The organism is Streptomyces flavofungini (assembly GCF_014650815.1).
Taxonomy (GTDB): domain Bacteria; phylum Actinomycetota; class Actinomycetes; order Streptomycetales; family Streptomycetaceae; genus Streptomyces; species Streptomyces flavofungini.
Genome location: NZ_BMVR01000005.1, coordinates 631,013 through 655,696 on the forward strand (window position 1 = coordinate 631,013; position 24,684 = coordinate 655,696).

General features: G+C 69.3%; 21 protein-coding genes. 6 read left to right on the plus strand and 15 right to left on the minus strand.

Annotation, left to right across the window (positions count from 1 at the left end; all coding sequences use genetic code 11):
* Positions 1–14: 14 nt before the first annotated feature.
* The 6 genes from IE274_RS16255 to IE274_RS16275 all read right to left on the minus strand — a co-directional run bounded on the left by IE274_RS16255 (position 15) and on the right by IE274_RS16275 (position 6,012).
* Positions 15–1,385, minus strand: coding sequence for a DUF3987 domain-containing protein (locus tag IE274_RS16255; RefSeq protein ID WP_190116419.1), 1,371 nt, complete (start codon positions 1,383–1,385; stop codon positions 15–17).
* A gap of 88 nt (positions 1,386–1,473) precedes the next feature.
* Positions 1,474–2,226 (minus strand): Lsr2 family DNA-binding protein, encoded by a 753-nt coding sequence (locus tag IE274_RS16260; RefSeq protein ID WP_190116420.1) that lies wholly within the window; start codon positions 2,224–2,226, stop codon positions 1,474–1,476.
* Positions 2,227–2,700: 474 nt separating this feature from the next.
* The gene (locus tag IE274_RS40565) at positions 2,701–3,042 is read right to left on the minus strand and encodes a phage terminase small subunit (protein WP_443732145.1); all 342 of its coding nucleotides are present in this window, start codon (positions 3,040–3,042) and stop codon (positions 2,701–2,703) included.
* A 182-nt stretch (positions 3,043–3,224) separates the two neighbouring features.
* Positions 3,225–4,130, minus strand: a complete 906-nt coding sequence (locus IE274_RS16265) for a phage major capsid protein (RefSeq protein WP_190116421.1) — start codon at positions 4,128–4,130, stop codon at positions 3,225–3,227.
* Positions 4,131–5,225: 1,095 nt separating this feature from the next.
* Positions 5,226–5,390 carry a helix-turn-helix domain-containing protein gene (locus tag IE274_RS16270; protein WP_229909571.1) on the minus strand — a complete coding sequence of 55 codons (165 nt, stop codon included), beginning with the start codon at positions 5,388–5,390 and terminating at the stop codon, positions 5,226–5,228.
* A gap of 79 nt (positions 5,391–5,469) precedes the next feature.
* Entirely contained in the window at positions 5,470–6,012 is a 543-nt protein-coding gene (locus IE274_RS16275; protein ID WP_190116422.1) for a hypothetical protein, read from the minus strand.
* A 128-nt stretch (positions 6,013–6,140) separates the two neighbouring features.
* Between IE274_RS16275 and IE274_RS16280 the strand changes: the two genes are divergently transcribed.
* Positions 6,141–7,319, plus strand: a complete 1,179-nt coding sequence (locus IE274_RS16280) for a tyrosine-type recombinase/integrase (protein ID WP_190116423.1) — start codon at positions 6,141–6,143, stop codon at positions 7,317–7,319.
* A 200-nt stretch (positions 7,320–7,519) separates the two neighbouring features.
* Here the strand turns inward: IE274_RS16280 and IE274_RS16285 are convergent, their stop codons facing one another.
* Positions 7,520–8,677, minus strand: coding sequence for an acyl-CoA dehydrogenase family protein (locus tag IE274_RS16285; RefSeq protein WP_268255573.1), 1,158 nt, complete (start codon positions 8,675–8,677; stop codon positions 7,520–7,522).
* A gap of 189 nt (positions 8,678–8,866) precedes the next feature.
* Between IE274_RS16285 and IE274_RS16290 the strand changes: the two genes are divergently transcribed.
* Complete coding sequence (locus IE274_RS16290) at positions 8,867–10,210, plus strand: UDP-glucose dehydrogenase family protein (protein WP_190116424.1); 1,344 nt, start codon at positions 8,867–8,869, stop codon at positions 10,208–10,210.
* Positions 10,211–10,265: 55 nt separating this feature from the next.
* On the opposite strand, the gene IE274_RS16295 is transcribed toward IE274_RS16290, so the two are convergent.
* Entirely contained in the window at positions 10,266–10,790 is a 525-nt protein-coding gene (locus IE274_RS16295; protein ID WP_190116425.1) for a CGNR zinc finger domain-containing protein, read from the minus strand.
* Between the two features lie 99 nt (positions 10,791–10,889).
* On the opposite strand from IE274_RS16295, the gene IE274_RS16300 reads away from it, so the two are divergent.
* Positions 10,890–11,303: a VOC family protein gene (locus IE274_RS16300; protein ID WP_190116426.1), complete on the plus strand. Its 414-nt coding sequence runs from the start codon at positions 10,890–10,892 to the stop codon at positions 11,301–11,303.
* Between the two features lie 87 nt (positions 11,304–11,390).
* On the opposite strand, the gene IE274_RS16305 is transcribed toward IE274_RS16300, so the two are convergent.
* Positions 11,391–12,554 (minus strand): dipeptidase, encoded by a 1,164-nt coding sequence (locus tag IE274_RS16305; RefSeq protein ID WP_190116427.1) that lies wholly within the window; start codon positions 12,552–12,554, stop codon positions 11,391–11,393.
* A 282-nt stretch (positions 12,555–12,836) separates the two neighbouring features.
* Entirely contained in the window at positions 12,837–14,201 is a 1,365-nt protein-coding gene (locus IE274_RS16310; RefSeq protein ID WP_190116428.1) for an LCP family protein, read from the minus strand.
* A 161-nt stretch (positions 14,202–14,362) separates the two neighbouring features.
* On the opposite strand from IE274_RS16310, the gene IE274_RS16315 reads away from it, so the two are divergent.
* On the plus strand, positions 14,363–14,905 hold the full coding sequence (locus tag IE274_RS16315) for an acyl-CoA thioesterase (protein ID WP_190116429.1): 543 nt from the start codon (positions 14,363–14,365) through the stop codon (positions 14,903–14,905).
* Between the two features lie 54 nt (positions 14,906–14,959).
* Complete coding sequence (locus tag IE274_RS16320) at positions 14,960–15,442, plus strand: nuclear transport factor 2 family protein (protein WP_190116430.1); 483 nt, start codon at positions 14,960–14,962, stop codon at positions 15,440–15,442.
* A 19-nt stretch (positions 15,443–15,461) separates the two neighbouring features.
* Here the strand turns inward: IE274_RS16320 and IE274_RS16325 are convergent, their stop codons facing one another.
* Positions 15,462–16,961 (minus strand): LCP family protein, encoded by a 1,500-nt coding sequence (locus IE274_RS16325; RefSeq protein WP_229909572.1) that lies wholly within the window; start codon positions 16,959–16,961, stop codon positions 15,462–15,464.
* 195 nt (positions 16,962–17,156) lie between these two features.
* On the opposite strand from IE274_RS16325, the gene IE274_RS16330 reads away from it, so the two are divergent.
* Complete coding sequence (locus IE274_RS16330; protein ID WP_269821367.1) at positions 17,157–18,188, plus strand: glycosyltransferase family 2 protein; 1,032 nt, start codon at positions 17,157–17,159, stop codon at positions 18,186–18,188.
* 115 nt (positions 18,189–18,303) lie between these two features.
* Here IE274_RS16330 and IE274_RS16335 read toward each other — a convergent pair whose 3' ends face one another.
* The 4 genes from IE274_RS16335 to IE274_RS16350 form a co-directional block, all read right to left on the minus strand.
* Positions 18,304–20,127: an LCP family protein gene (locus IE274_RS16335; protein WP_229909574.1), complete on the minus strand. Its 1,824-nt coding sequence runs from the start codon at positions 20,125–20,127 to the stop codon at positions 18,304–18,306.
* A gap of 141 nt (positions 20,128–20,268) precedes the next feature.
* Positions 20,269–22,083, minus strand: a complete 1,815-nt coding sequence (locus IE274_RS16340; protein ID WP_190116432.1) for an LCP family protein — start codon at positions 22,081–22,083, stop codon at positions 20,269–20,271.
* Between the two features lie 235 nt (positions 22,084–22,318).
* Complete coding sequence (locus IE274_RS16345) at positions 22,319–23,683, minus strand: LCP family protein (RefSeq protein ID WP_190116433.1); 1,365 nt, start codon at positions 23,681–23,683, stop codon at positions 22,319–22,321.
* Between the two features lie 222 nt (positions 23,684–23,905).
* Positions 23,906–24,658, minus strand: a complete 753-nt coding sequence (locus IE274_RS16350; RefSeq protein ID WP_190116434.1) for a TIGR03089 family protein — start codon at positions 24,656–24,658, stop codon at positions 23,906–23,908.
* Between the last annotated feature and the right edge of the window lie 26 nt (positions 24,659–24,684).

The following is a 24,684-nucleotide window of genomic DNA, read 5'->3' on the forward strand; positions in this document are numbered from 1 at the left end:
GGTTCTTTGGTTGGTTAGAGGAGTGCTCGGAAGGGGTTGGCGTCGAGCGGTTCCGGGCGCTTCGGTTCGGGCGCGGGCTTCGGGGCCTGCGTGGGGGACAGGCGGTAGGCGTCCATCTGCACAACCGTGGCCCGGTTCTGCTCACGCTCTGGAGCGGCCGGCATCGGCTGCGGAGTCGGGTCCGGCGGCGGCGCGTGAACGGGAGTGTCACCGCGGAGCGTGAAAACGGTCTTCGGCCGACCGGTCTTCCCTTCCCGTTCCACGGTCACGGCGATTTCGGGGAGTGCCTTGACCTCTTCGGCGCTCGCTCCGACGTAGGGCAGTACCTGAGAGGACATTGCCCGACCGCCGTGGAGTTCGATCCGGGCGCGGACCTTGTCCGCGAGGCTGAGCGGCTGCCGCTTCACCTTCGGAGTGTCGGCCCCCCTATTGATCCGTACTGCGTCCTGGACGGAGCGGCGTACGAGAGTGAAGGCGGCTGTCAGGATCTCGTCCGTGATGGTCTCGGAGCACTCGGAGGCGGCGAGGCAGGCCGCGACCCTGAGCGTCTGCTCTGCGGTCCGCTCGATGAACACGGCCTGAGCTTCCGGAAGCGTCTCGCCCAGGATGCGGGCGTACCGGCGAACGGTCCGCCACAGCGGCCGGGCGTTCTCGGAGAGGGTGATCACGCGGGGGCGGGCGGTGGCCCATCCGTAAGCGTCGGACAGTTCGGAGCCATCCACCTTCGGCAGGCTCACGCGGTCGTCGTCGAGCATGGGCACGGAACCGAGCAGGAAGGGCAGGATGCGGTTGTACGAGCCTCCGGCCGCGTCGCTCTCGGAGACGTTCTTGATCCACTCCGTAGGCGTGATGTGGCAGTGCAGCACCAGGGCCGGAGACTCGACTACCTGAGCCTCTTCCTTCGTGGTGTTGCGTAGCGGCGCCCCGTCGAAGGCCGTCCTGAGCTTGGCCGTGAATGAAGCATCCCGCTTCACCCGTCGAAGCACCTCGCTCCACTCTTCCTCGCACACAAACGCCCTGACATCCCTGCCCTGTTCAGTCTCCGCCGTGGCCTCTTGCTGCTCCCACAGGTGGTTGACCAGGCTGGCCCCGGACGTGATCCCAGAAGTGGTGTGTGTTGCCAGGAAGCGGCCCAAGGACTTGTCCAGGACGTGAAGCGCCGCCCGCAGTGCGGTCCCCTTGCCCCTGCCGATACCAGCGACCAACGCACTCCAGACGAGCACGGGGCGAGCGTTGCCCCGGGACGACACCTTGACCGTGCCACCGATCGCGGCCGACCACATCGACAGGGCGGCCACATACACCCCAAGGGCATCCGCTTCCAGAAACGGAGCGATCTTGCGGACCGCGCGACCGATGGGACCGTACAGAACGGGGGTGTTCATGCTGCCTCTATCTCGAAAAGGGTTGCTTGGGTGGCCTCTGGCCGGTGCGGCCGGGCGCACTCAGCGCCCGGCACGGTGGGGGCGACGCTCAGGCCGCTGCCGCTTTTCCCTCCGTCGCGTCCTGGTGAGCCAGTTCGTACGCGTGGCGGACCTGCATCGGGACACGGCCCTGCACGGGGAGGTTGGGCCAACCGTTCTCGCGGGCCCACGCCCGGATCACACGGTTACGCTCCCGATCGCTCATGCCCGACCGATCGACCTTGGCGGGCGCAGGAAGCGGGTCACCACCGACGAACTCACCAGCAAGGACGGCCGACTTGAAGCGGCCGGGGGATCGCACGTCCATGCACGGGATGCCCCGCTCGGACGCATCGCGCAGCTTGGTCGCGTTCCGGCCTCCTCCCTCACCCAGGATGAGCAGGACAGTGGAGTCATCGGCGCGGCCGACCACCTCATAGCCAGCGTTCCGCACGGCGTCACGGGCCGACTCCCAGTCATATCCGGGCACTTCCCCCGCCAACATCACGGAAGGCATGGGCTCAGGCTCCGCCACTGCCTCGCTCACGTCCTCCGCATCGCACTCCGACTCGACAACGGGCGACGGCTCAGTCACGGGCACAGGCTCAACGACTGCCACCGGCTCAGGCTCGGCGGGGGCGCCCTCCGGCACCCCCAGGGCATCTACCAGGTACCGGCCGAAGGTGGCCGCGTGTTCCGTGCACAGGTCCCAGGTACGGGGTCCCAGCGTGAGCGTGTCCGTGGCCTCTTGCTCGCTCCCGTCCCGCGCTATGTGGGCATCGCAAAGCGTCTTGAGGACGGGTACCAGGACAGTCTTACGCATGGCACGAATTCCTTAGATAGGACGGAACGGAGAAGTCTCAGTGGTGGCCGGAGTGAGTCTCTGACGGCCGCCGCATTCGCTGATGCGGTGCGAGATCAACCTTGCCGGTCTCCTATCACGGAACGGTAACGTGCAGATATCTAGATCATTACTCTCATGAATTAAATAACGGGGGTAATCCCTTGAATTGATTTCACAGGACCCACCGGGGGTGCCTTCCTCCGACCACGTTTGCCAATCAATTCCCCGTCACCGTTCAGTACAGTTCTCGGCCCTGCCGACACATGTAGCACTTGTCGGCGTCGTGGCCCTCCACATCTATCCCGTCTGCGCGGTTCAGGAACCAGTACAGGTGAATGTCTCCCTCCACGTTGCAGAGGCCGCACTCATCAGACCAGTTCACACGAGGGCACTCGACGCCCGGCGCATGCTCGGCAGGCTGGGCCTTCGTCCCGGCCTTGGCTGCTCGCCTGCTCATTCATCCCCCTCAAAGACCCAGCCGAGCCGCTTCATCCCGTCAGCAGTGAGGCCAAGAGCCGTAGCCAGTTGCCGGTATTCCGTGAGGTGGTCTCGCGTCGCGGTGCCATCCAGAATCTTGCCGTAATAGGTCAGTATTACGGCTACTGTGGGCACATAAGACTCATCCCACTTACCGGCCTGGGGCGACTCCCACCACTGGGCCCATTGATCTCGTTCAGCCCTGGTCCACTCCCGACCAGAAGGCAGTTTCGGAACAGGTAGCCCATGGTCGTTGGGAAGTACCTCCAGGCCCTTGTATCGAGAGTGCGGAGAATTGGGGTTACGAATCTTGGGCATAGAGGTGTCCTCCGGTTTGTGTCGCGGGGAGTCACGGCCGGCTCACCGGCTCGGACGACGGAGTGTGAACGGGAGCGCCCCGAGCCTGTGCCGAGGCTCGAAGCAAACAAAGGAAAGCGGGGCCTCCACCGTTTCAGCAGAGGCCCCGGACCATTCCCTTCAGAAGCAACCCGTGACGTGGGTCAGGCGAGCTTGAGGCCGACCGAGCGCCGCTCGTCGAGGACAGTCGAGCCCACGTAGGCGTCCATGATGGAGCGCTGGTTGAGGCTGTCGTCGTTGAAGGTCATCAGCCAGCGCATCGAGTAGCCCTGGTGCCCGGCCGAGGCGGAGAACTCACTCCGCACCACAGGCGGCGAGCAGACGGCCATGGCGAACGCCGAGCCGACGTAGGCAACGGCGGTCTTGTCTGCCAGAAACGGCGAGTAGACCACCGTGAAGCCGTACGCCTCGCCGATGATGCCGCCGCGCAGCGTCTCGTCCGAACCGGCCTGGGCCACCTGAGAGAAGTTGTCGTCCTTCAGCAGGACGTTCTTCACGTCCGGTGAGACGGCCAGCCAACGGCGGCCCGCCGTGCGGCTCTTGTCCAGGACCGTGCCCGCATCGATGATCGCGTGCCGGGGCTGGGTGGCCTTCATGGTGATCAGGCCCGAAGCGCCGTCGGCGGTGCGCTGGTTCATCGTGTTGGCGATGTTCTGTTCCAGGTAGTCACCGACGCCCGCGGACTGGGGAAGCGTGATCTGCTGCTCGAAGGTGTAGAGGTCGAAGCGCATCTCCTTATCGGTGATCTCCACCGCCGACAGGGCATGGTCGGTGATCTCCAGCTCGATGGTCGTGTCCTTGACCGGCTGCACCATGCTGTTCACCGAGCCGGTGAAGTTCCCAGCCTTCAGCACCTCCGGGCGGCGGATACGTACCGAGTCACCAACACCGCCCCGGAAATCTTCCTCGGCATCTCGGTGCACGGTGTGGGCCAGGCCCTTGGACCCCACCAGCATGTCAAGGGCCGTGACCGCAACAATCTTGGATATGGCGAAGCTGTTTTCAGACTGAACGGCTTCCTGGACGGTCATGGGCTTCTGATCGGTCATAGTTACTCCTGAAGGTCAATGGTTTTGATTCGCAGAAACTCCGTAAGGTCCCTCACAAATGCCAGGGCTTCTAAGGCCCTGGCTTGTAGACACTCTCTGTTCCCTCGCCCTAGTGGCTCGGGGGTACTTCCAAGAGGAAAACGTAAGAGAAGAAGGCTCCCCTACCCCCGTGAATTCAACTTCACGTGGCAGAGGAACCCTCTACGTCATCCCCTTGACTTCCAGGGAGGTGTCCGCAGAGTCGCATTCGAGCATCTTCACGAAATGCTCTGGACTTCTGAAAGGCCCCGGCCCACCACCGCGTCAGTGACTCATCGCCCAGTGAGTACCAACTCCAGAGAGCGCCATGGGTGGGATGCACTGCTCTCCACTATCTGAAAAAAACGGACAGGCCCCCGGAGCGATCCGGGGGCCTGATGTCAGAAGGTGCGCACGAACGGTTCCAGCAACGGTCCGGGCGCCCGTACGCATGGGGCCGTTTCTCGCGGCTTGGCCGCCTCTGCCCAGGGCCGGGGGGAGCCGATCACGGGCAGCCGCTTCTTGCTGGTACGGCCATTCGACGTAGCAGTCCTGGGGGCTCGCTCGCGGGAGATCCATCGGGCCACCTCGCGCTTATCCTCATGCGTGGAGTACTCGATGTACGCGTGGTCATCCTCGGCCGGGGCCCGGTAGTCATCCCAGTAGTGAGCCCCCTGGGCAATGCTCAGTTCCACCTCCGCGCGCTGAGATGAACTGTGAGGGGTGCGCCACCAAGGGCGCTCCAATGCTTCATCACGTATGGATACCTCTTCCTCCGTAAGGCCCTCTTCAGAGTCAACTGGGGGTATGTTCCAAGGCTCGTACTGTTCGCCCTTAGCGGCCCGCTCGCGGCCTCGTGCGCGATTCTGGTTCTGTCGTTTCGTCCCGCACATTGAATGCTCAGGGTTGGTCACGGGGTTGCGCCCCCGCTTCCCCCTCGGCCGGTCGTATGTCCAAGGCTCTCCGCACCACCCGCAAACCAAATCAACGCGCTTTGTCGCTACCGCCGCCATGCCGTCCCCATCCTGGAAAACAAAAAGCCCCCGGTTGCCTCGGGGGCGTCGTTCGTCGTGCCGTTCAGTTCTGCTGATCGAGCCACTTCTCCAGATCCCTTGGGCGGCACCGGAGAGACTGGCCGACCCTTCGGAACGGGATCTCCTCGCGCTTCCAGTTGTCATACACCCACGAGCGAGGTTTGCTCAGAAACTCGGCAACGTCATTAACCGTCATCAGCTTGGTCACATACTCTCCAGGGAAAAGGACAGCCCCCGAGTAGCCTCGGGGGCTGTCGAAATATGAAGTTGTGGTTCCCGCGTCGGCGCTAACTCTCCGCGCCGCTCATCGCATCCAGCACGGCCTGGGACTTGTCGGTCAGCTCTCCTCCGGCCTTGCCGGCGAGCGTGCTCAAGTACCCCTCCCGACGCGCCCGCTTCAAGTGGTCCTTGACTGTCTCGGGGCGGCGGCCAATCAGTCGAGCCAGCCAGGGAACGGGGGCAGGGGCACCGATGTCGGCCATGGCCTTGTAGGTGAAAGCGAGTGTGGCCAAGTAGCGCTCGGACACGCCCTCCTCGGCCAGGAGGCGACCGGCAGTCTCCCCTGTCGTTTCGAGTTGCTGCGTTACGTCCTCCAGCGTGCGCTGCATCTCTGGCGCCTTCTTCGCCAGATTCAGGGCCGCAGCGATATCGAGCCTGCGGAGAACGGTGGTGGAGATCCCGCGTGCCACGTCACGAGCAGGCGCGTCTTCCGCCTGCTCGACGGTGATCCGCTGCGGCCCGCCCGTTACGGGACCGGTCGGCCACCACATGCGGACCACCCACGCCCCCTGTTGCTGGGTGATCTCGAATCCGCTCTCATCTGCTCGCATAGCACCAGACTACACCACCCTGGGTGGTCCACCCTGTGTTGACAACCCAGGGTGGTCAGGGTCCAAACTGGAGATGCGGGCGCCCACGGTGCGGCACCTGCTCACCGATCAGAGAGGCCAGTGCGGCAGTGGCGAGGGCATGGGTAACGCGATCGACGGACGACCCGAAGAAGTGGACGGCCTACTGGTACGACCCGGACGGCAAGCAGCGGCAGAAGTCGTTTGAGACGAAGAAGCGCGCGGACGACCACCGCAAGCGCAAGGAGCAGGAACTCGACGCAGGGACCTACCTGGACGACAAGTTGGGCAAGCAGCCCGTGACGGCCGTCTGGGAACAGTGGTCGAATCAAAGGAAGTTGGAGAACAGCACCAAGAAGCAGTACCGGTCGATCCTGAACACGACCATTGAGCCGTTCTTCAAGGCCCGCTCCATCGTGTCCCTGAAGGTGGCCGACATTGAGCAGTGGCTCTTGTGGATGGAGAGGGACCGCAAGCTGTCCGCGCGGACTCGGCGTCAGCGGTTCTCCTTCTTCTCCGGGATGTTGGACTGGGCCGTCGTCAACGAGATCATCGGGCGCAACCCATGCAAGAAGATCAAGCACGCCGGAAGCCGCGCCAAGGAGATACGGGAGCACAAGAGCAAGGCCCGGCGGCTCACGACGCGGGAAGTCTTGGCGATGCTCGACGGTGCCCCGCCTCGGTACCGGGCGATGCTGTGGCTGATGGCCGGTTGCGGGCTCCGCATCGGTGAGGCCATGGCCGTCTCTCGGGATCAGATCGACTTCAAGGCGGAGGTCTTGCGGGTCGACTTCCAGATCGCGGAGGACGGCGAGTCCGAGTCGGGCAAGAACAGTGCCCTACAGCGACGGCACATCAAGGCTCGTGACGAGGAGGAGCCGGGGCGCATCGTGCCCCTGCCGCCCAACGTCGCGTTCGAGCTGCGGCGGCACATCAAGAACCACGGGGTGTGGGGGCCCGAACGGCTCCTCTTCCCCAACGTGACGCGGACCGGCTACGTCTACGCCTCGTACTTCTACCGGCAAATCTGGATGGTGGCTCTGAGCAAGGGGCACGTGCCGTACTGCAAGCCGCACTCGATGCGGCACTACTACGGATCACGGCTCCTGTACGCGGGCGTCCCCGAGAACGACGTGGCCGACTGGATGGGCCACAGCAGTACGGATGTGCTGCGCGAGCACTACCACTACATCTTCGAAGGCGCCGAACAGCGCGGACGCGCAGCCATCGCAACGATGCTCACGCCCGGCGCCGACGACCCCACCGAAGGGCAGACAGAGGTCGCCTGACGCAGCCCACGTGAACGACCCCCGGCACAGAGCCGGGGGTCGTTGTGTTTGTGCAGGTGAGAGGCGGTGTCCCGCCCAGCTTTAGCCCAGGATTTCCCCAGCATGACGCCCATGATCGGCCCGAAACGGACCTGAACGGACCTGAAGCCGATCACAGCCCGCGAGCCATCAAAAATGGCCGCTGACCTGCGAAAACCCAGTTACGGCAGGTTCCTCGCCATGACGATCCGCTGAACCTGATTCGTTCCTTCATAAATCTGCGTGATCTTCGCGTCGCGCATCATGCGCTCGACCGGGTAGTCGCGCGTGTAGCCGTAGCCGCCGAGGAGCTGCACGGCGTCCGTGGTGACCTCCATGGCGGTGTCCGAGGCGAAGCACTTGGCGGCGGCGCCGAGGTAGGTCAGGTCGGCGTCGCCGCGCTCCGAGGCCGCGGCGGCCTGGTACGTGAGGGCGCGGGAGGCGGAGATCTTCATGGCCATGTCCGCGAGCATGAACTGCACGCCCTGGAAGTCGCCGATCGGCTTGCCGAACTGCTTGCGCTCCTGGACGTAGCCCTTGGCGTAGTCGAGGGCGCCCTGCGCGATGCCGAGGGCCTGGGCCGCGATGGTGATGCGGGTGTGGTCCAGGGTCTTCATGGCGGTGGCGAAGCCGGTGCCCTCGTCGCCGATCATGCGGTCGGCGGGGATGCGGACGTTGTCGAGGTAGACCTCGCGGGTCGGCGAGCCCTTGATGCCGAGCTTCTTCTCCGGGGCGCCGAAGGACACGCCCTCGTCGCCCTTCTCGACGACGAACGCCGAGATGCCCTTGGAGCGCTTCTCGGGGTCGGTCACGGCCATCACCGTGTAGTACTCGGAGACGCCCGCGTTGGTGATCCAGCGCTTCACGCCGTTCAGGACGTAGGAGTCGCCGTCCCGGACGGCCCGCGTCTTCATGCCCGCCGCGTCCGAACCGGCGTCCGGCTCGGAGAGGCAGTACGAGAACATGGCGTCGCCCTTGGCCAGCGGCGTCATGTACTTCTTCTTCAGGTCCTCGGAGCCGGAGAGGATCACGGGCAGCGAGCCGAGCTTGTTCACGGCCGGGATGAGGGAGGACGACGCGCAGACGCGGGCCACCTCCTCGATCACGATGACGGTCGCGAGGGCGTCGGCGCCCGTGCCGCCGTAGCTCTCCGGTACGTGCACGGCGTGCAGGTCGGAGGAGACCAGGGCGTCGAGGGCCTCCTGCGGGAAGCGGGCCTCCTCGTCCACCGCGGCGGCGAACGGAGCGATCTTCGCCTCCGCGAGCGAACGGATCGCGTCGCGGAGCATGTCGTGCTCCTCGGACGGGCGGTACAGGTCGAAGTCAGCCGATCCGGCCAAGGTGTCTCACGCTCCAAGCACGCGGTGGACGCTAATTACCGTTAAGTAACCCGAATTTTAGGGGTCAGCTCACGCCAGGGATACGTGAGCTTGACGACAGCGGAAGATGTGCCCGGTGGGAGCCCCTGTTACGCCAGGACTATGCTCGGGCACCGCGCAGCCGTCGTACCCGATCCACTGGAGCACCGCATGGCCCTCAAGATCACCGTGATCGGCACCGGCTATCTCGGAGCCACGCATGCCGCGGCCATGGCCGAGCTCGGCTTCGAGGTCATCGGGCTCGACGTGGTGCCGGAGAAGATCGAGACGCTGCGCCGCGGCGAGGTCCCGATGTACGAGCCGGGCCTGGACGAGCTCCTTCGCAAGCACGTCGCGGGCATCGAGGGCGCCACCGGGCGGCTGCGCTTCACGATGGACTGGGCCGAGGCCGCGGACTTCGGCGATGTGCACTTCGTGTGCGTGAACACCCCGCAGAAGCACGGCGAGTACGCCTGCGACATGAGCTATGTCGACGCCGCCATGGAGTCGCTGGCCAAGCACCTCACCAAGCCCGCCCTGGTCGTCGGCAAGTCCACCGTGCCGGTCGGCAGCGCCGAGCGCATCGCCGCCCGCCTCACCGAGCTGGCCCCCGCGGGCGCCGAGGTCGAGCTGGCCTGGAACCCGGAGTTCCTGCGCGAGGGCTTCGCGGTCAACGACACCCTGCACCCCGACCGGATCGTCGTCGGCGTCCGCAGCGAGCGCGCCGAGAAGGTGCTGCGCGAGGTGTACGCGACGCCGGTCGCCGAAGGCTCGCCCTTCATCGTCACCGACTTCCCCACCGCCGAGCTGGTGAAGACCTCCGCGAACTCCTTCCTGGCCACCAAGATCTCCTTCATCAACGCCATGGCCGAGGTCTGCGAGGCCGCGGGCGGCGACGTGGTGAAGCTCGCCGAGGCCCTCGGCCACGACGACCGCATCGGCAAGAAGTTCCTGCGCGCGGGCATCGGCTTCGGCGGCGGCTGTCTGCCCAAGGACATCCGCGCCTTCATGGCCCGCGCCGGTGAGCTGGGCGCCGACCAGGCCCTGACGTTCCTGCGCGAGGTCGACTCGATCAACATGCGGCGCCGCGGCCACATGGTGGAGCTGGCCCGCGACGCCGTGGGCGGCGGGTCCTTCCTGGGCAAGCGGGTCGCGGTCCTCGGTGCCGCCTTCAAGCCCGACTCGGACGACGTGCGCGACTCACCCGCCCTGAACGTGGCAGGCCAGATCCACCTCCAGGGCGGCCAGGTCACCGTGTACGACCCCAAGGGCATGGCCAACGCCCGCCGCCTCTTCCCGACCCTCGGGTACGCCGACACCGCCGAGGACGCCGTGCGCGGCGCCGACGTCGTCCTGCACCTCACGGAGTGGCAGGAGTTCCGGGACCTCGACCCCGAGGCCCTGGGCGCGGTGGTCGGCCGCCGGGTCCTCCTGGACGGCCGCAACGCGCTGGACCCGGAGCGGTGGCGCGCGGCGGGGTGGACGTACCGGGCGATGGGGCGTCCGGCGGCGTAGCGCGCGTCCGGGCGGGGCCCTTCGCGGGTGCCTCGGCCCTGGCGGCGGCCCGGCCCTAGGTCCGGCTCCCGTCGGCGGCCCGGCGCGCCCGGTACGCGCGCATCTTGGCCCGCGCCCCGCACACCCCCATGTCGCACCAGCGGCCCCGGCCCCCGGGGCTGCGGTCGTAGTACGCCCAGTGGCAGGTCTCGGCCTCGCAGCCCTTCAGGCGCGCCCAGGTGCCCGCCGCGACGGCCTCCGCGACGGCCGCCGCCACCCGGGAGGCGAGCGGGCCGGGGTCGGCGGGCGCGAGCGACGCGGCGCCGTCGGACGCGTCGACACGTACCAACAGGGGCGCCGCGGCGAGGAGTTCGCCGAGCGGGCGTACCTCCTGGTGCGGCGCGTGCCCGGCGTGGGCGAGGCAGACGGCCCGCAGCGACTCCCGCAGCTCCCGCGCCGCGGCCACGTCCGCCGGGGCGAGGCCGAAGCGGGCCCGCCCCGCCCCGGTGTCGAGCTCGTCGGTGCCCGCCCCGATGTCCAGCGTGTTCACCAGGTCCTGGATCAGCGCGAGGCCGCCAGGCGCGGGCGATCTGTCGTTCATGGTTGCGACGTTACCGGTATAGGGCCACTATGGGGTCACCAGAGTGGTTACCAGAGAACGCCATATACCGGTAACAGAGATTTCGACCGAGGAGAGTTCATGGCCACCCCTGTCGTCCGCCTTCGCACCGTCGCTCTCGACTGTCCCGATCCCCACGCCCTCGCCGAGTTCTACGCCGGGCTCATCGGCGGCACGATCCACGACGACGACGGCGACGGCGAGTGGGTCGAACTGCTCGCCCCCGGCCGCGTGCGGATCGCCTTCCAACGCGCCGAGGGCCACACCCCGCCCGACTGGCCGCGCTCCGACACCAACGGCCAGCAGTTCCACCTGGACTTCGACGGGGGCTCGACCTGGGCCGAGATCGACGCGGCCCAGGAGCGCGCGTACGCCCTCGGCGCCCGCCCGCTCGACGTGGACGACGACGGCGGCAAGCGGGACTGGCGGGTGTACGCGGACCCGGCGGGGCACCCGTTCTGCTTCTGCCTGGTGGCCGAGCCCGACCGGGTCTGACCGGGTCTGACCGGAGCGGGCGGAGCGGGGCGGGCGACTCCCGGCCGCCCGCCCGACGAAGGCCGCCCCCGGCCCGCGCGGCCGCCCTCAGCCGTCGAGCCGCCCGATCGTCGCCGTCGACGCCCCCCGCCGCTCCCGCGCCGCCCGCGCCGTGAAGTCCGCGCCGCGCAGCACGCGCTGCACATTGCCCCAGGTGAGTGCCATGACCTCGGCCTCGGACCAGCCCCGCCGGAACAGCTCGGCGACCAGCCGCGGATAGCGCGAGGCGTCGGTCAGCTCCCCGGGGTGCCCGGACCTGGTGTCGTACATCCCGGAGATCCCGACGCACTCGGCGCCCGCCACCCGGCGCACGTGCTCCAGGTGGTCGGCGACGTCCCCGAGCTTCGGTCCCGTCCGGTCGGCCGTGAGCGGCACCAGGCACAGGCCCTTCGCCGCGCCCACCGAGGCGAGCAGTTCGTCGCTGAGGTTCGCGGGGTGCTCGCGCAGCGCGCGGGCCCCGGAGCGGGTCCAGAGCGCCGGTGCCTTGGAGACGGCGAGGACCCGGTACGCGGTCGCCTCGGACGCCCCCGACAGATCGGCGAGGACGCCGAGCCGGTTCATCTCCCGCACCACTTCCTCGCCGAACGTGCTCAGCCCGTCCGCGCCCGCCCAGGAGGTGCCGGTCAGGGTGAGGGAGCTGAGGCCGAGGGTGTGCAGCGAGCGCAGGGCGCCGAGCGAGTCGCCGATGGCGCGGGCGCTCGCCGGGCCGATCAGGGTGGCGATGCGGCCGCAGTTGCGGGCGTCGGTGGTCTCGGAGGCGTCGCGGGCCACCCGCAGCCCGTCCGGGTACCGGGCGACGACGTGCTTGACCAGGTCGAGCTGTTCGAGCGCCGAGCTGACGGCGCGGTCGCCGTCCGGCTCCGCGTCCGGCATCTGGAGCGACCAGAACTGCATGCCGACCCGGCCCGCCCGCAGCCGCGGCAGATCGGTCTCCAGGCCGCTGTCGCCCAACTCCAGGTCGTACCAGGGGAGTTCGCGCAGCGCGCCGGGCAGGCCGCTGTAGCCGTCCGCGACGGGGTGCGTGCCGAGCAGGGCCTCGGCCCGCTCAAGGGCGTCCCGCAGCTCCGGTTCCAGGGGCTCCGGCGCGGGCTCGGGCGTTCGTCGGTCGTCGGTGGGGGAGGGCACCGGGCGCACGTCGTGGGTGCGCGCGGCGCGCTCGTCGTCCGCCCCGGCCTCGGCGGGGGAGTCGAGTTCGTCCTGGAGGTCCGCCATGGCAGGGCTCCGCTCGGTGGTGGCGCTTCTGGTTGGTGGTCGAACCACCGTGCCACGGGGGCCGCGCGGCTTCGCGGCGGACGAGGCGTTCGGGGTACGCCCGGGCTCGTACCCCCCTGAAGTCCGCACTCCGGGAGCCCCGGACAGCCGGTGTCCCGGACCCCCGGCGTCCCGGAGTTCCGGCCCCGGAACACGGATGCCCCGAGAACGCCGACAGCCCCGGTACCGCGTACTTGCGCGGTACCGGGGCCGTCGCCGTGAGCGGCGGGCCGGACGGGTCGGCTAGTTGCCGGACACCGTCACCTTCTCGTCGTTGTTGAGCTGCGACACCAGCTCCTTGACCTTGGGCTTGTCCCAGACGACGTTGCCGCCCGCGAACCCCGAGCTCGGCATGTTCATGGACTTGCCGTCGCCCCCGGTGACGCCCTTCATGGCCCAGAACATGGAGGCCACGTCCATCAGGTCCATGTCCTTGTCGACGACCAGGGTGTCCAGGCCCGCGCCCATCGTGGGGTACAGCTTGAACGGGTTCATGACCGTGCCGGGCGTCGCCGTCTGGTTGGCGAGCGCGGCCAGGAACTTCTGCTGGTTCTTGGTGCGGTCCAGGTCGCTGCCCGGCAGGGCGTAGCGGGTGCGGACGAAGGCCAGGGCCTCCTCGCCGTTCAGGGTCTGCTTGCCCGCCTCGAAGTCGGCGCCGGACTTCTTGTCCTTGAAGCCCTTGGGGATGTTCAGCTCGACGCCGCCGACCGCGTCCACGATCTTGGCGAAGCCGCCGAAGCCGATCTCGGCGTAGTGGTCGATGCGCAGGCCGGTGTTGGCCTCGACCGTGCGCACGAGCAGCTCGGGGCCGTCCTCCCCGTACGCGGCGTTCAGCTTCTTGCAGACCTGATTCGTCGTGTCGCAGTTCCGCGCCGGGTAGATCTTGCCGGAGTCCGAGCCCTTGAAGGAGGGGATCATGACGTTCGAGTCGCGCGGCAGCGAGATCATCGTGTTCCCGCCGTCGTCCGCGACGTGCAGGATCATCATCGAGTCGGTGCGCTTGCCCTCGGCGGAGCCGGTGTGGAGCTTCTTCTTCTCCTCGTCGGACATCCCGGCGCGGCTGTCGGAGCCGACGATCAGGTAGTTCGTGCCCTTGCCGCCGTCGGGCCGCTCGATGACCTTCGACAGGTCGACCTCGCGCTTGAGCTTGGAGTCCGCCCAGAAGTACGTGCTCACGGAGACCACGATCAGCAGCGCGAGGAACGTCACCAGGCCCCAGGTGATGCGCTTCTTCCAGTTGACCGGCGGCTTGGGCGCGCGCGGCGGCGCGGGCGGGCCGCCGGGACCCTGGGGGCCCTGCGGGCCGGACGGCGAGCCGTACACCTGGCCGGTGTTGTAGCCGCTGTCGTAGCCGTCCTGGCCGTGGCCGTCGGGACGAGCGTGCGGGTCCTGGGCGCGCTGGTCGCGGTACAGGTCGTCGTAGACGTTGTCGTCGTACGAAGGCTGGCGCGTCTGGCGAGGCTGCGGGACCGAGCCGGGCTGGCCGGGGGCCGAGGGGCCGCCGCGCTGGACATGGCGCATCACACGGGCGCCCTCGGGCTGTGCGCCGTCGTTGCCGTACCCGTGGCGGTCACCGTTGTTGTTCCGCGCGTCTGGCCAATCGCTCATGTGGCTTAGTGTGCAGTGCCGCACCCCGCGCCTCACAGGGAGGGCGTTGTTTCGGGTCAGGGCTGTTGCAGAGCTGATGCAATGTGCCGCACGCCACTTCGACCGCTTCGCGATCGTTTTCGGCCGGTGGATGGCGCGTACCGGGCGTTTACGCTGGTTCCATGACTGATCACGCCCCGATAGGGGCCGGAGACGACCTTTCCGGCAAGCCGACCTCGGCATCCCGCACGACACTGAGCCACATCATGACCGCGGGTGACACGAACCTCCTCGGCACGGTGCACGGCGGCGTGATCATGAAACTGGTGGACGACGCGGCGGGCGCCGTCGCCGGCCGCCACTCCGGCGGGCCCGCGGTCACCGCCTCCATGGACGAGATGGCGTTCCTGTCCCCGGTCCGCGTCGGCGACCTGGTGCACGTACACGCCCAAGTGAACTGGACGGGCCGCACCTCCATGGAGGTCGGCGTCCGCGTGATGGCCGAGCGCTGGAACGAGTCCACCCCCGCCCAGCAGGTCGGCTCCGCCTACCTCGTCTTCGCCGCCGTCGACGCCGACGGCAAGCCGCGCACGGTCCCCCCGGTGCGGCCGGACTCCGAGCGCAACGAGCGCCGCTTCAAGGAGGCTCAAATTCGCCGTACGCATCGCCTCGCGCGGCGCCGGGCCATCAAGGAGCTCCGCGCCCAGGAGCCCGACGAGAGCTGAGCGCGACGCCAGGCGATCTGGTGGCCCCAGGAAGGCCCGTCCTACCCTGGACGCATGGCGGATGCGCAGCGGCCCCCGAACACCGGCAGTACCGGCAATACCGATGGCACCGACAACATCGACACGGCGATTCGCTATCACCGGGCCGTCGCCCGCGGTGCGCTCGGTGAGGAGCTCGCCGGGTTCTTCCACGACACCGCCGTGCACCGCGAGTACCCCAACGCCTTCCTGCCGGACGGGGCGGTGCGCGATCTGACCGCGATCCTCAAGGCGGGGGAGCAGGGCGCCAATCTGCTCAGCCGGCAGACCTTCGACGTGCTCAACGCCGTCGCGGCGGGCGATCAGGTCGCGCTCGAAGTGACCTGGACCGGTGTGCTGGCCGTGCCGCTGGGCGATCTGCCCGCCGGGCAGGTGCTGCGCGCGCACATCGCGACGTTCCTGCAGTTCCGCGACGGCAGGATCGTCGAGCAGCACAATTACGACTGCTACGAGCGCACCGACGCCGTACGGGAGGACGACCCGCCGGAGGGCCCCTAGCCCCGGGCCCCCGCCCCGCCTACGGGCACACCACCTGGTCCCCGGTCAGCGCCCCGTACTCGCCCTGGTACGCGTCCTCCGCCCGCACCGGACGCACGCCCTTGAAGTCGCTGCCCGCGATCACCTTCAGGGTCGCGCCCTGCCCCTTCACCATCCGCATCTGGCAGCCGGGCAGCGCCGTGGCCAGGGACTTCGCCGAGCGGTCCCAGCGCGGGTCGTACGCGACCACGCTGCGCGTGACGGGCGGGGTGCCGGGCGGGGGCAGGGCGCTGCCCGGTGCCCGGGTGGTCCGGAACCCGGTCGTCCGCAGCGCCGCGTCGACCCGCTTGCCGAGGCCCGGCGTGGCCGTGCCGTTGTCCACCTGCACCCGGATCTGCTGCGGGGACACCGGCACCATCGCGGCCTTCTGCTTGACCCGGTGCGGGGCGAGCGGCTTGTCGTCGCGCAGGGCCTGGAACAGCTTCCCGGACTTCACCGGGTCCCACTTCAGGGTCGAGCCGATGCCCGGCACCTTGAAGCCCATCTTGCCGATCGGCACGGTCGTGAACTCCGACGACGACGGCGAGAAGTTCCGCATCGCCCGCCCGAGGGTCAGCATCTCGGTCGTCCCGAAGCCCTTGTCGGCCCGCACCGATTCGAGCAGCGTCCTGGTGACGTCGTTGAACTTGACCGGGTTGAGCAGCACGCCGCTGCTCGTCGCCTTCGCGATGAGCGCCGCCAGGAAGCGCTGCTGGCGCTGCATCCGGCCGAGGTCGGCGGCCCCGTCGACGTACCGCGAACGGACGTACTGCAGGGCCTGGCCGCCGTTCAGCTCGTGCGTGCCGACGGGCAGGTTCAGGCCGGTGTGGGAGTCCTTCAGGGGGCGGGTGGTGCAGATCTCGACGCCGCCGAGGACGTCCACGGTCTTCATGAAGCTGGTGAAGTCGACCTCCAGATAGTGGTCGATCTTCACCTTCGTCATGTTCTCGACCGTCCGCACGGTCAGATTCGGGCCGCCCTCCGCGTACGCCGCGTTCAGCTTCACCGGGTGCGCCCGGTGGTGCCTGCGGGAGTTCTGGTCGATGTGCTCCGGCATCTCCGCGTACGAGTCCCGGGGCAGGCTGACGACGCTCGCCCGGTCCCGGTCCTCCGAGATGTGCACGATCATGACCGTGTCCGTGCAGTGGCAGGGCGCCCCGCCGAGCCGGTACTTCCTGCGCTCCTCGCGGGTGATCTTGTCGCGGCCGTCGGTGCCGACGAGCAGCACGTTCATGCCGTTGCCCGCCTCGGGCCTGTTCTTCATGTCCTTGAAGGCGTCGACGCGGCTGATGCCGGTCTCCAGGCCGGAGACGATGGAGTGCCCGATGCCGGCGGCGGCCAGCACCCCGACGGACACGGCGGTCGCCACCCGCATGGCCCAGCGCGGCCTGCGCACCCGCCGGCCCGCCCTGGGACCCGCCTTCGGGCCCCCCTTCGGGACCGGTCGCGGTGGTCGCGGGCGGCGCGGTGGGGTGGCGGGGGAGCGGGGCGGTGTGGGCACTGCGGGGCACCTCCGCGGTCGTGGTCCTGGGCGGGGGACGCCAGAACCGTAGGCCCATACGATCTGCGGACCGGGGTAGCGACCCGGACGGCGCGCGCCCGTGTCCCCCGTTCGCGGTAACGTGACGCCCGATGCTCCACTTCCCGGGGGCGACCCCCGGACTCCCGGCCGAGCGATGAAAAGGACCCCGCGCAGTTGAAGTCCGACGTGCATCCCCCCGCTGTCTCTGTGATCATGCCGGTCCTCAACGAGGAGCGGCACCTGCGTGAAGCCGTGCACGCGATCCTCCAGCAGGAGTACGCGGGCGAGATGGAGGTCGTGGTCGCGCTCGGCCCCTCCACCGACCGCACCGACGAGATCGCCGCGGAGCTGGTGAAGGAGGACCCGCGGGTGCACACGGTCCCGAACCCCACGGGTCGTACGCCCGCCGCCCTGAACGCCGCGATCAAGGCCTCGCGCCACCCGATCGTGGTACGCGTCGACGGCCATGCCGCGCTCTCGCCGGGCTACATCACCACCGCCGTGCGCCTCCTGGCGGAGACCGGCGCGATGAACGTCGGCGGCATCATGCACGCCCAGGGCACCAACGCCTGGGAGCAGGCCGTCGCCGCCGCCATGACCTCGAAGATCGGCGTGGGCAACGCCGCCTTCCACACCGGCGGCGACGCCCAGCAGGCCGAGACGGTCTACCTGGGCGTCTTCCGGCGCGAGGCGCTGGAGCAACAGGGCGGCTACAACGTGGAGTTCATCCGCGCCCAGGACTGGGAGCTGAACTTCCGCATCCGCGAGGCCGGGGGCCTCATCTGGTTCTCGCCGGAGCTGAAGGTCTCGTACCGGCCGCGGCCGAGTGTGAAGGCGCTCGCCAAGCAGTACAAGGACTACGGCCGCTGGCGCCACGTCGTCGCCCGCTACCACCAGGGCTCCATCAACCTGCGCTACCTCGCGCCGCCGGTCGCGGTCTGCGCGATCGCCCTGGGCCTGGTCGTGGGCGCGGCCCTGACGCCGTGGGGCTTCGTCGTGCCCGGCGGCTACCTCGCCGCGATCGCCGCGGGCTCCGTCCCGGCGGGCAAGGGGCTGTCCCTGAAGGCGCGGCTGCAGATCCCCGTGGCGCTCGCGACCATGCACATGTCGTGGGGCTGGGGCTTCCTCACCAGCCCGCGCTCGCTCGCCAAGCGGGTCATCGCCTCGCGCCGCCCGGCGGTGCTGGGGGAGACGCAGGAGGCCTGAGCCCCGGCGGCTTCGTGGGCCCCGTGGGCTTCGTGGGCCCTATGGGCTTCATGGCTCCCGGGAGACCCAGGGTGCCGTCACCGGCCCCCTGGGCCCCCACCGGGGGCCTCCCGGGCTACCAGGTGAAGTTCGGGTCCACCTTCATGCAGGCCTTCTTGTCGGAGCCGCTCAGGGCGTCCGCCGAATCCGGTGTCGAGTCGTCCTGCTTCGCCGCTTTCTTCGGCTTGTCGCCCGCGCGCCAGTCGGCGCCGACGACCAGCGTGATGCCGGAGACGTCCGTCGACTTCTTCACCGAACTCAGGCGCAGGCCGAGGGACTTGGCGACCCGCTGGGCGTCGCCCTCCAGGTCCACGCTCGGATAGCGGATGACCGTCCTGTCCTCGGTCACCGACGCCGAGGTGTCCGGGGCCGCCTTGGCGAAGCCCAGACCGGCGAGCGACTGCGCGACGGCGCTCGCCCGGCCGCTCACGGCGGGCTCCGTGGCCGTGCGGGTGCCGTTCTGGACCTGCAGGGCGATCTCCCCGTCCGGCGCCGCCGGGTCGTCCGACAGCTTCTCCTTGGCGGGCTTGCGCTTGTCCTTGCCGTCGAGGGCGATGTCGTCGCGTACCAGCCGGAAGAGCTGCTCGGCGTCGCCCGGCTTGGGGACCACCCGCGAACCGGAGTACTCGAACGGCATGGTCGTCATCGTCGTGCGCTCCGGCGAGACCTTCTTCAGCTCGTTGCCGAGGCCGATGAGCTTCATGGGGGAGCCGAGGCCCGGGTCGACCTTCAGTGCCTTCGTCGCGTTCTCGGCGAGCTTGCGCAGCCGGTTGGGGCTGGTCAGGCCGGTGTTCTCGCGGAGCGTGCGGACCAGCGAGTTCATGTACATGTGCTGGGCCTTGGCGCGCGCTATGTCGGTGCCGTCCTCGAAGCCGTAGCGGGTGCGCAGCCACTGCAGGGCCTGCTCGCCCTTGATGTTCGTGGTGCCCTTCTCCAGCTTCAGGCCCGAGCCCTTGCCCTGGCTGGTGCGCGAGTGGATGTTCTTGTCCACGCAGACGGGCACGCCGCCGATCGCGTCGGCCATCGACACCACACCCGAGAAGTCGACCTCCATGAAGTGGTCGATGTGGATGTCGGTCAGCTTCTCCCAGGTGGCGACCGTGCAGCCGGGGCCGCCGCGGCCCAGGGACTCGTTGGTCATCGAGCGCGGCCCGGTCTCGTCGTACACCTTGCCGTCGTCCGGGTCGGTGCACTTGGGGATGGTCAGGAGGGTGTCGCGCGGCATGCTGATGACGGACATGTTGCTGCGGTCCGCCGACAGGTGCAGGAGCATCTGCACGTCGGCCAGGGGCGGGCCGCCGAAGGTCTCCTTGGCGCCGCCGAGCTTCTGGTTCTCCTTGGAGTCCCGGGCGTCGGAGCCGATCAGGAGGATGTTCAGGGGCGTCTGACCCGCGGAGTTGGGCGTGGGCTCGGGGGCCCGGTGGTCGCCCAGGTTCAGGTCGTCCGTCTCCAGGTTGTTGTTCAGGTGCTGGTAGTAGAGGTAACCGGCGCCGGCCGTGCCGAGTATCAGGACCGACAGGATGATCGCCGACCAGCGCAGGACACGGCGCTTGCGCGGGCGTCTGGGCCTGCCGCCACCACTGTCCCCGCCGCCGCCCTTCGTGCCCTTGCCGGGCGGGCCGGACGTGCCGTCTTTGACAGCGACGGCCTGGGCGGCCTCGCCTCTGGCGGCACCCCCTTGGGCATGTCGGCCTCTGGCTCCCGCGCCTTTGGCTCCTACGCCTTTGGCTCCCGCGCCTTTGGCGGCGACGCGCTGGGCACCCCCGCCGTTGGCAGCGGCGCCTCGGCCACCCCCGCCCCTGGCACCTGGGCCGTCCGTCCCCGGGCCCGCGTCGGGCGAAGTGTTCCGCGTCCCCGCCCCACCGGACGCTCCCTCCCCACGGACACTGCTTTGCCCCATCCCTGTCCCTCCCCGCCCTGCTTCACAAGTGCGGCCGCCCCACGGCGACTTGCGGCGCGGTGCCGCGCGCCACACATGGCGGCGGTCGCCGGCCCGCCGCCACGTGTGGCGTTCTGTGAGACGTCAAACAACCGTCTCAGGTCACTTGGCACACACGGTTTTGTCGGCCCCGACCTTCTGAATGCCGTCCGGGGCCTTCGACGGAGCGCTTATGGGCTCCCCCGCGCCCTTGAAGTCGGCACCCAGGGTCAGCACCATCGCGGGCAGCCCCTGTGCGTTCTTCTCGCTCTTGCCCTGCTTCAGCGCCGCCCCGGGCAGCCCCATGAGCTGGGCGAGCCGCCGCGCCTGGTCGGCCTCTCCCTTGCCGTACTCCAGGGTGGTCTTGCCCAGGTTCTTCGGCGCGTTGCCGAGCTGGCTGGACTTCGTCACGCCCTCGGTGTTCTGCAGCCAGGCCAGGGTCGCCTGCGCGGCGCCCGTCTTCCCGCTGCCGTTGTAGATGTCGACGCGCACGTCGGCGGGGTCGGCCTTGGGGCCCTTGAGGCGGGCGGCCACCGCGGCCTTCTCCTTCTTCTCCTTCTTCTTGACCTCGGTCAGCGACACGTCCTCGCGCATCATCGAGAACAGCTTGTCGGACTTCGCCTTGTTCAGGACGACCGTGACGGGCGTCGGCTCGGCGGGGTTGTCGTCCACCGGGGTCGTCGCGAAGGTCAGGTTCTTCATGTCGAGCTTGCCGAGCTCCATGCCGAGGTCACGGAGTTTCATTATGTCGGCGATCTTGGAGTCGACGGTCAGCGCCTTCGTGCCCGCCTCCGCCAGACTTATCATCTTCTTCGGGCTGGTCAGCGTGCCCCCGGACTTGAGCTTGCGCATCAGCGAGCTGAGGAACTGCTGCTGCAGCTCGATCCGGCTGAGGTCGCCGCCGTTGCCCACGGTGTGCCGGGTGCGCACGAACGCGAGGGCCTCCTCGCCCTCGATCGTGTGCTCGCCCTTGGACAGCTTCAGGTGCGACTTGGGGTCGTCGATGTCCTTGGCGAGGCACACGTCCACGCCGTCGACCGCGCTGGACAGCGTCTTGACCGCGTTGAAGTCGGCCACCATGAAGTGGTCGAGCTTTATGCCGGTGATCTTGGTGACCGTGCGCATGACGCAGCTCGGCGTGCGCTCGCTCTGGCCGAGGCTCTCGTTGAAGCGGACCTGCTGCGAGCCGGGGATGGTCTTCATGGAGCCGTCGTCCTGCTTGGTGGGGCAGTCCGGAATGTCCGTGATCATGTCGCGCGGGATGCTCAACGCGGTCGCGTTGGAGCGGTCCTTGGAGACGTGCAGCAGGAGGGTGGTGTCCGCGTGGCCGACGCTGCCCTCGTCGCCGTAGCCCTTGTTGCCGCTGCCGCTGCGCTTGTCCGTGCCGACGAGCAGGATGTTGATGGCGCGGTCCTTGCTGAACCCGCCGGTGCCCGCGCCGTCGTCGGAGACGGCCGTGATGTTGTCGTTGAGGTGCTGGTAGTAGAGGTACCCGCCGACCGCCGCGACGACGACCACGAAGGCCACCGTGCCGCCCGTCCAGATGGCGATCTTCTTGCCGGTGTTCTTCTTCTTGGGCCGCTGCTTGCGGCGCCCGCCCGCGGTCGGCTCCGGCTGCGCGCCGCGCCGCCTGCGCTGGCCGGGCACCTGCTCGCGGCCGTGCTCCCGGCTGCCGGTGGCGCCGGGCTCGGATCCGTGGCGGCGGCCGTGCTCCCGGCCCTGGCCGCGGCCGGGCTCGCGCCCGCGCTCACGGCCGCCCGGGCGCTCGGAGGCCCGCCCCGGCGGCCGGGGCGCGGCGCCCCGCGGTCCGGGAACTCCAGGCGGCGCCGACTGCCCTGTGGAAGGACTCAGTCGCAGTTCGTAGTCGCCGGTCTGCGGGTTCAGTACCCACTGGTCTGCGGGGTCGATGTCGTCCCGCCCACGGCCTTGCGCGTCCACGGTTGTTTGCGTCCTCCGTCAGGGCCACGCGGCGCCTTTCCCCCCTCAAGAAGGCGCTCGGTCAGTCGTACAACGGTGCGCGGTCGCGAAGACCGGGTACCGGATCGGCTCACACTATCCGCCCAGTTCAGCGTCCAACGACGCCGGTGACAAATTCCACTCCTCAGCCGGGCACCTACAACTGGGCAATCCACCCAATTTCTTTGGCGAACGGCCCTTCCCGGCGATGCCGGTTCTACTCGCACGCGGTCCGGTCGGCCGTGTTGCCCCGGAATGTGGGGGCGGGGCTCGGCGTGTGACTCGGGTCGTCGGGCTTTTCGTCGCTCTCGGAGTCGTAGCTCTCGGAGTCGGCGCCGTCTTCGGAGTAATCGTCCGATTCGCCGTCCTCGTACGCGGATTCGCCTTCGTCGTACGTGTCTTCGGAGTCGTCCTCGTACGCCTTGGAGGCCCGCCGTTCGTACGCCGCCGCCGCGGCGTCGCGCGTCACCCGCAGCGGCTCGTCCTCGCGGAGGCGCGTGAAGAGCTCCGCCGCGGCGGGCTCGACCAGCTCGTCGCGATTTACGTCATAGGTGTACGAACGCCGTGGCACGGTGAGGAATTGAACCCGCTCCGTGGGGATATTGCGCATCCCGCGCACCAGTTCGTACAAACCACGCAGACTCGCCAGGCCCGGGTCCGTCGTCAGGGACGACGTGGCCGCGTCGAGAACGGGATAGAGCTTCACGGGATTCAGCAGGACGTCATTGCTGCGCACCTTGTTGACGAGCGCGGCGAGGAACTCCTGCTGGCGGTCCATGCGATCGGTGTCGCTGCCGTTGCCGAGGGACTTGCGGGCCCGCACATAGCCGAGCGCCTGCTCGCCGTCGAGGGTCTGCGGTCCGGCCGGGAGCCGTACCTTCGCCGCGCGGTCGTCGACGGGCTCCTTCAGGCAGACCCGCACCCCGTCGACCGCGTCCACCATGCCCTTGAACCCGGCGAAGTCCACGACCATGTGGTGGTCGATCCGGATGTCGGTGAGCTTCTCCACCGTACGGATCGTGCAGGCCGTGCCGCCGAACTCGAACGCCCAGTTGAACTGGGCGAATTGGGCGCGGGTGCGGGAGCCGTCCGGGCGGCGGCAGCTCGGGATGTCCACCATCAGGTCGCGCGGCAGCGACACGGCGGTCGCGCTCTGCCGGTCCGCGGCCAGGTGCAGCAGGATCGTGGTGTCCGAGCGCTGGGTGCCCAGGTCGCGACCGTACTTGCGGTTGTCGCGCCCCGAGCGGGAGTCGGAGCCGATCAGCAGGATGTTCTGGGCGTCGTGCACGAGCGGCGTCGGCCGCTCCGCCTCGTAGCGCGCGAGTTCGGCGGCGGCGCCGGTGTCCTTGGTGATGTTCCCGTTGAGCTTGTTGTACGCGGCCCAGCCGACGCCGCCCGCGGCGAGCACGAGGACGGCGGTGGCCAGCGCGGCCCAGCGCAGCCAGCGGAGCCTGCGGCGGCGCGGCGCGAACCCCGCGGGGCTCGCGCCCGCCCCCGGCGCGTACGTGGCCTCGCGTGACGTGGACGCGGCCCCTGCCGCTTCCTCGCCCGGCTCGGACGGCGTGCGCGCGGTGTCGGTCACGTGGCGGTCCACCCCTCATCGCAGCGGTCGGTGCACGGTCGCGCTGCTCGCTCAGTGCGCTCCGCGTGCTCTTACGACCATGGACCGGCGCGGGCCGGAGGGCCTGCGGGCCAGGGGCTCGGCTGGGCTGAACGGGGGACGGTGGCGGGGCGTGGGCGTGGGCGGGGCGCCGCGGTGGTCCGCCGGAACGTCGGCAGGCCGCCGCGGTGACCCGCCGGGACGTCAGCGGGCCGTGGCCGTGACCCGCTCGCTCTCGATCCGCTTCTCCAGGCCGCCCTCGCCGAGCCGGTCGAGGTGGCGGCACAGGACCACCGAGCCGCCTGCGGCCAGCGGCGCGTAGAGCCCGGCGCTCAGGCCGTCCCAGGTGCCGTAGGGGCGGTCGGAGAGCAGCCGGGAGCCCGGGGCGAGGCCCAGCTCGGCGGCGTCGGCGCGGGCCCGCTCCACCAGGGCGGCGCCGGTCAGCTCCAGGCCGTCGACGGCGAGCGCGGGCTCGTCGGGGTCCACGGGCGCGTACGGGGCGAAGCGGTCGCCCTGGCTCGGCACCTCCACGGCGTAGTCGGCGAAGCCCGCCGGGGCCTCGGGGAACCGGCCGCCGAGGGGGCGCAGGGCGAGGGCCACGCGCTCGCCGGAGCAGGCGCGGGCGGCGTTCAGGCCGTCCGGGCCGCTGACGACGAGGTCGGCCGCCGCCGGGTCGCCGCCGATGTCCGCGACGACGCCCACGGAGGAGCAGGCGAGCAGCCACACCGCCGTCTGCCAGTGCGCGGGAAGCAGCAGCGCGAGCCGGTCGCCGGGCTCGGCGGACAGCTCGCCCTGGAGGAGGTTGGCGGTCTTGGCCACCCAATTGGCGAAGGTGGCCACGGACAATTCGACGCGTTCGCCGGTGGCGTCGTCGTAGTACGTCACGAGCGGGCGCGCCGGGTCCGTGGCGAGCGCGGATCGCAGCAGGTCGGCAGGGGTGCGGTCGTTGGCGTTCACGGCCGCAAGGGTACGCGGGCGACGGC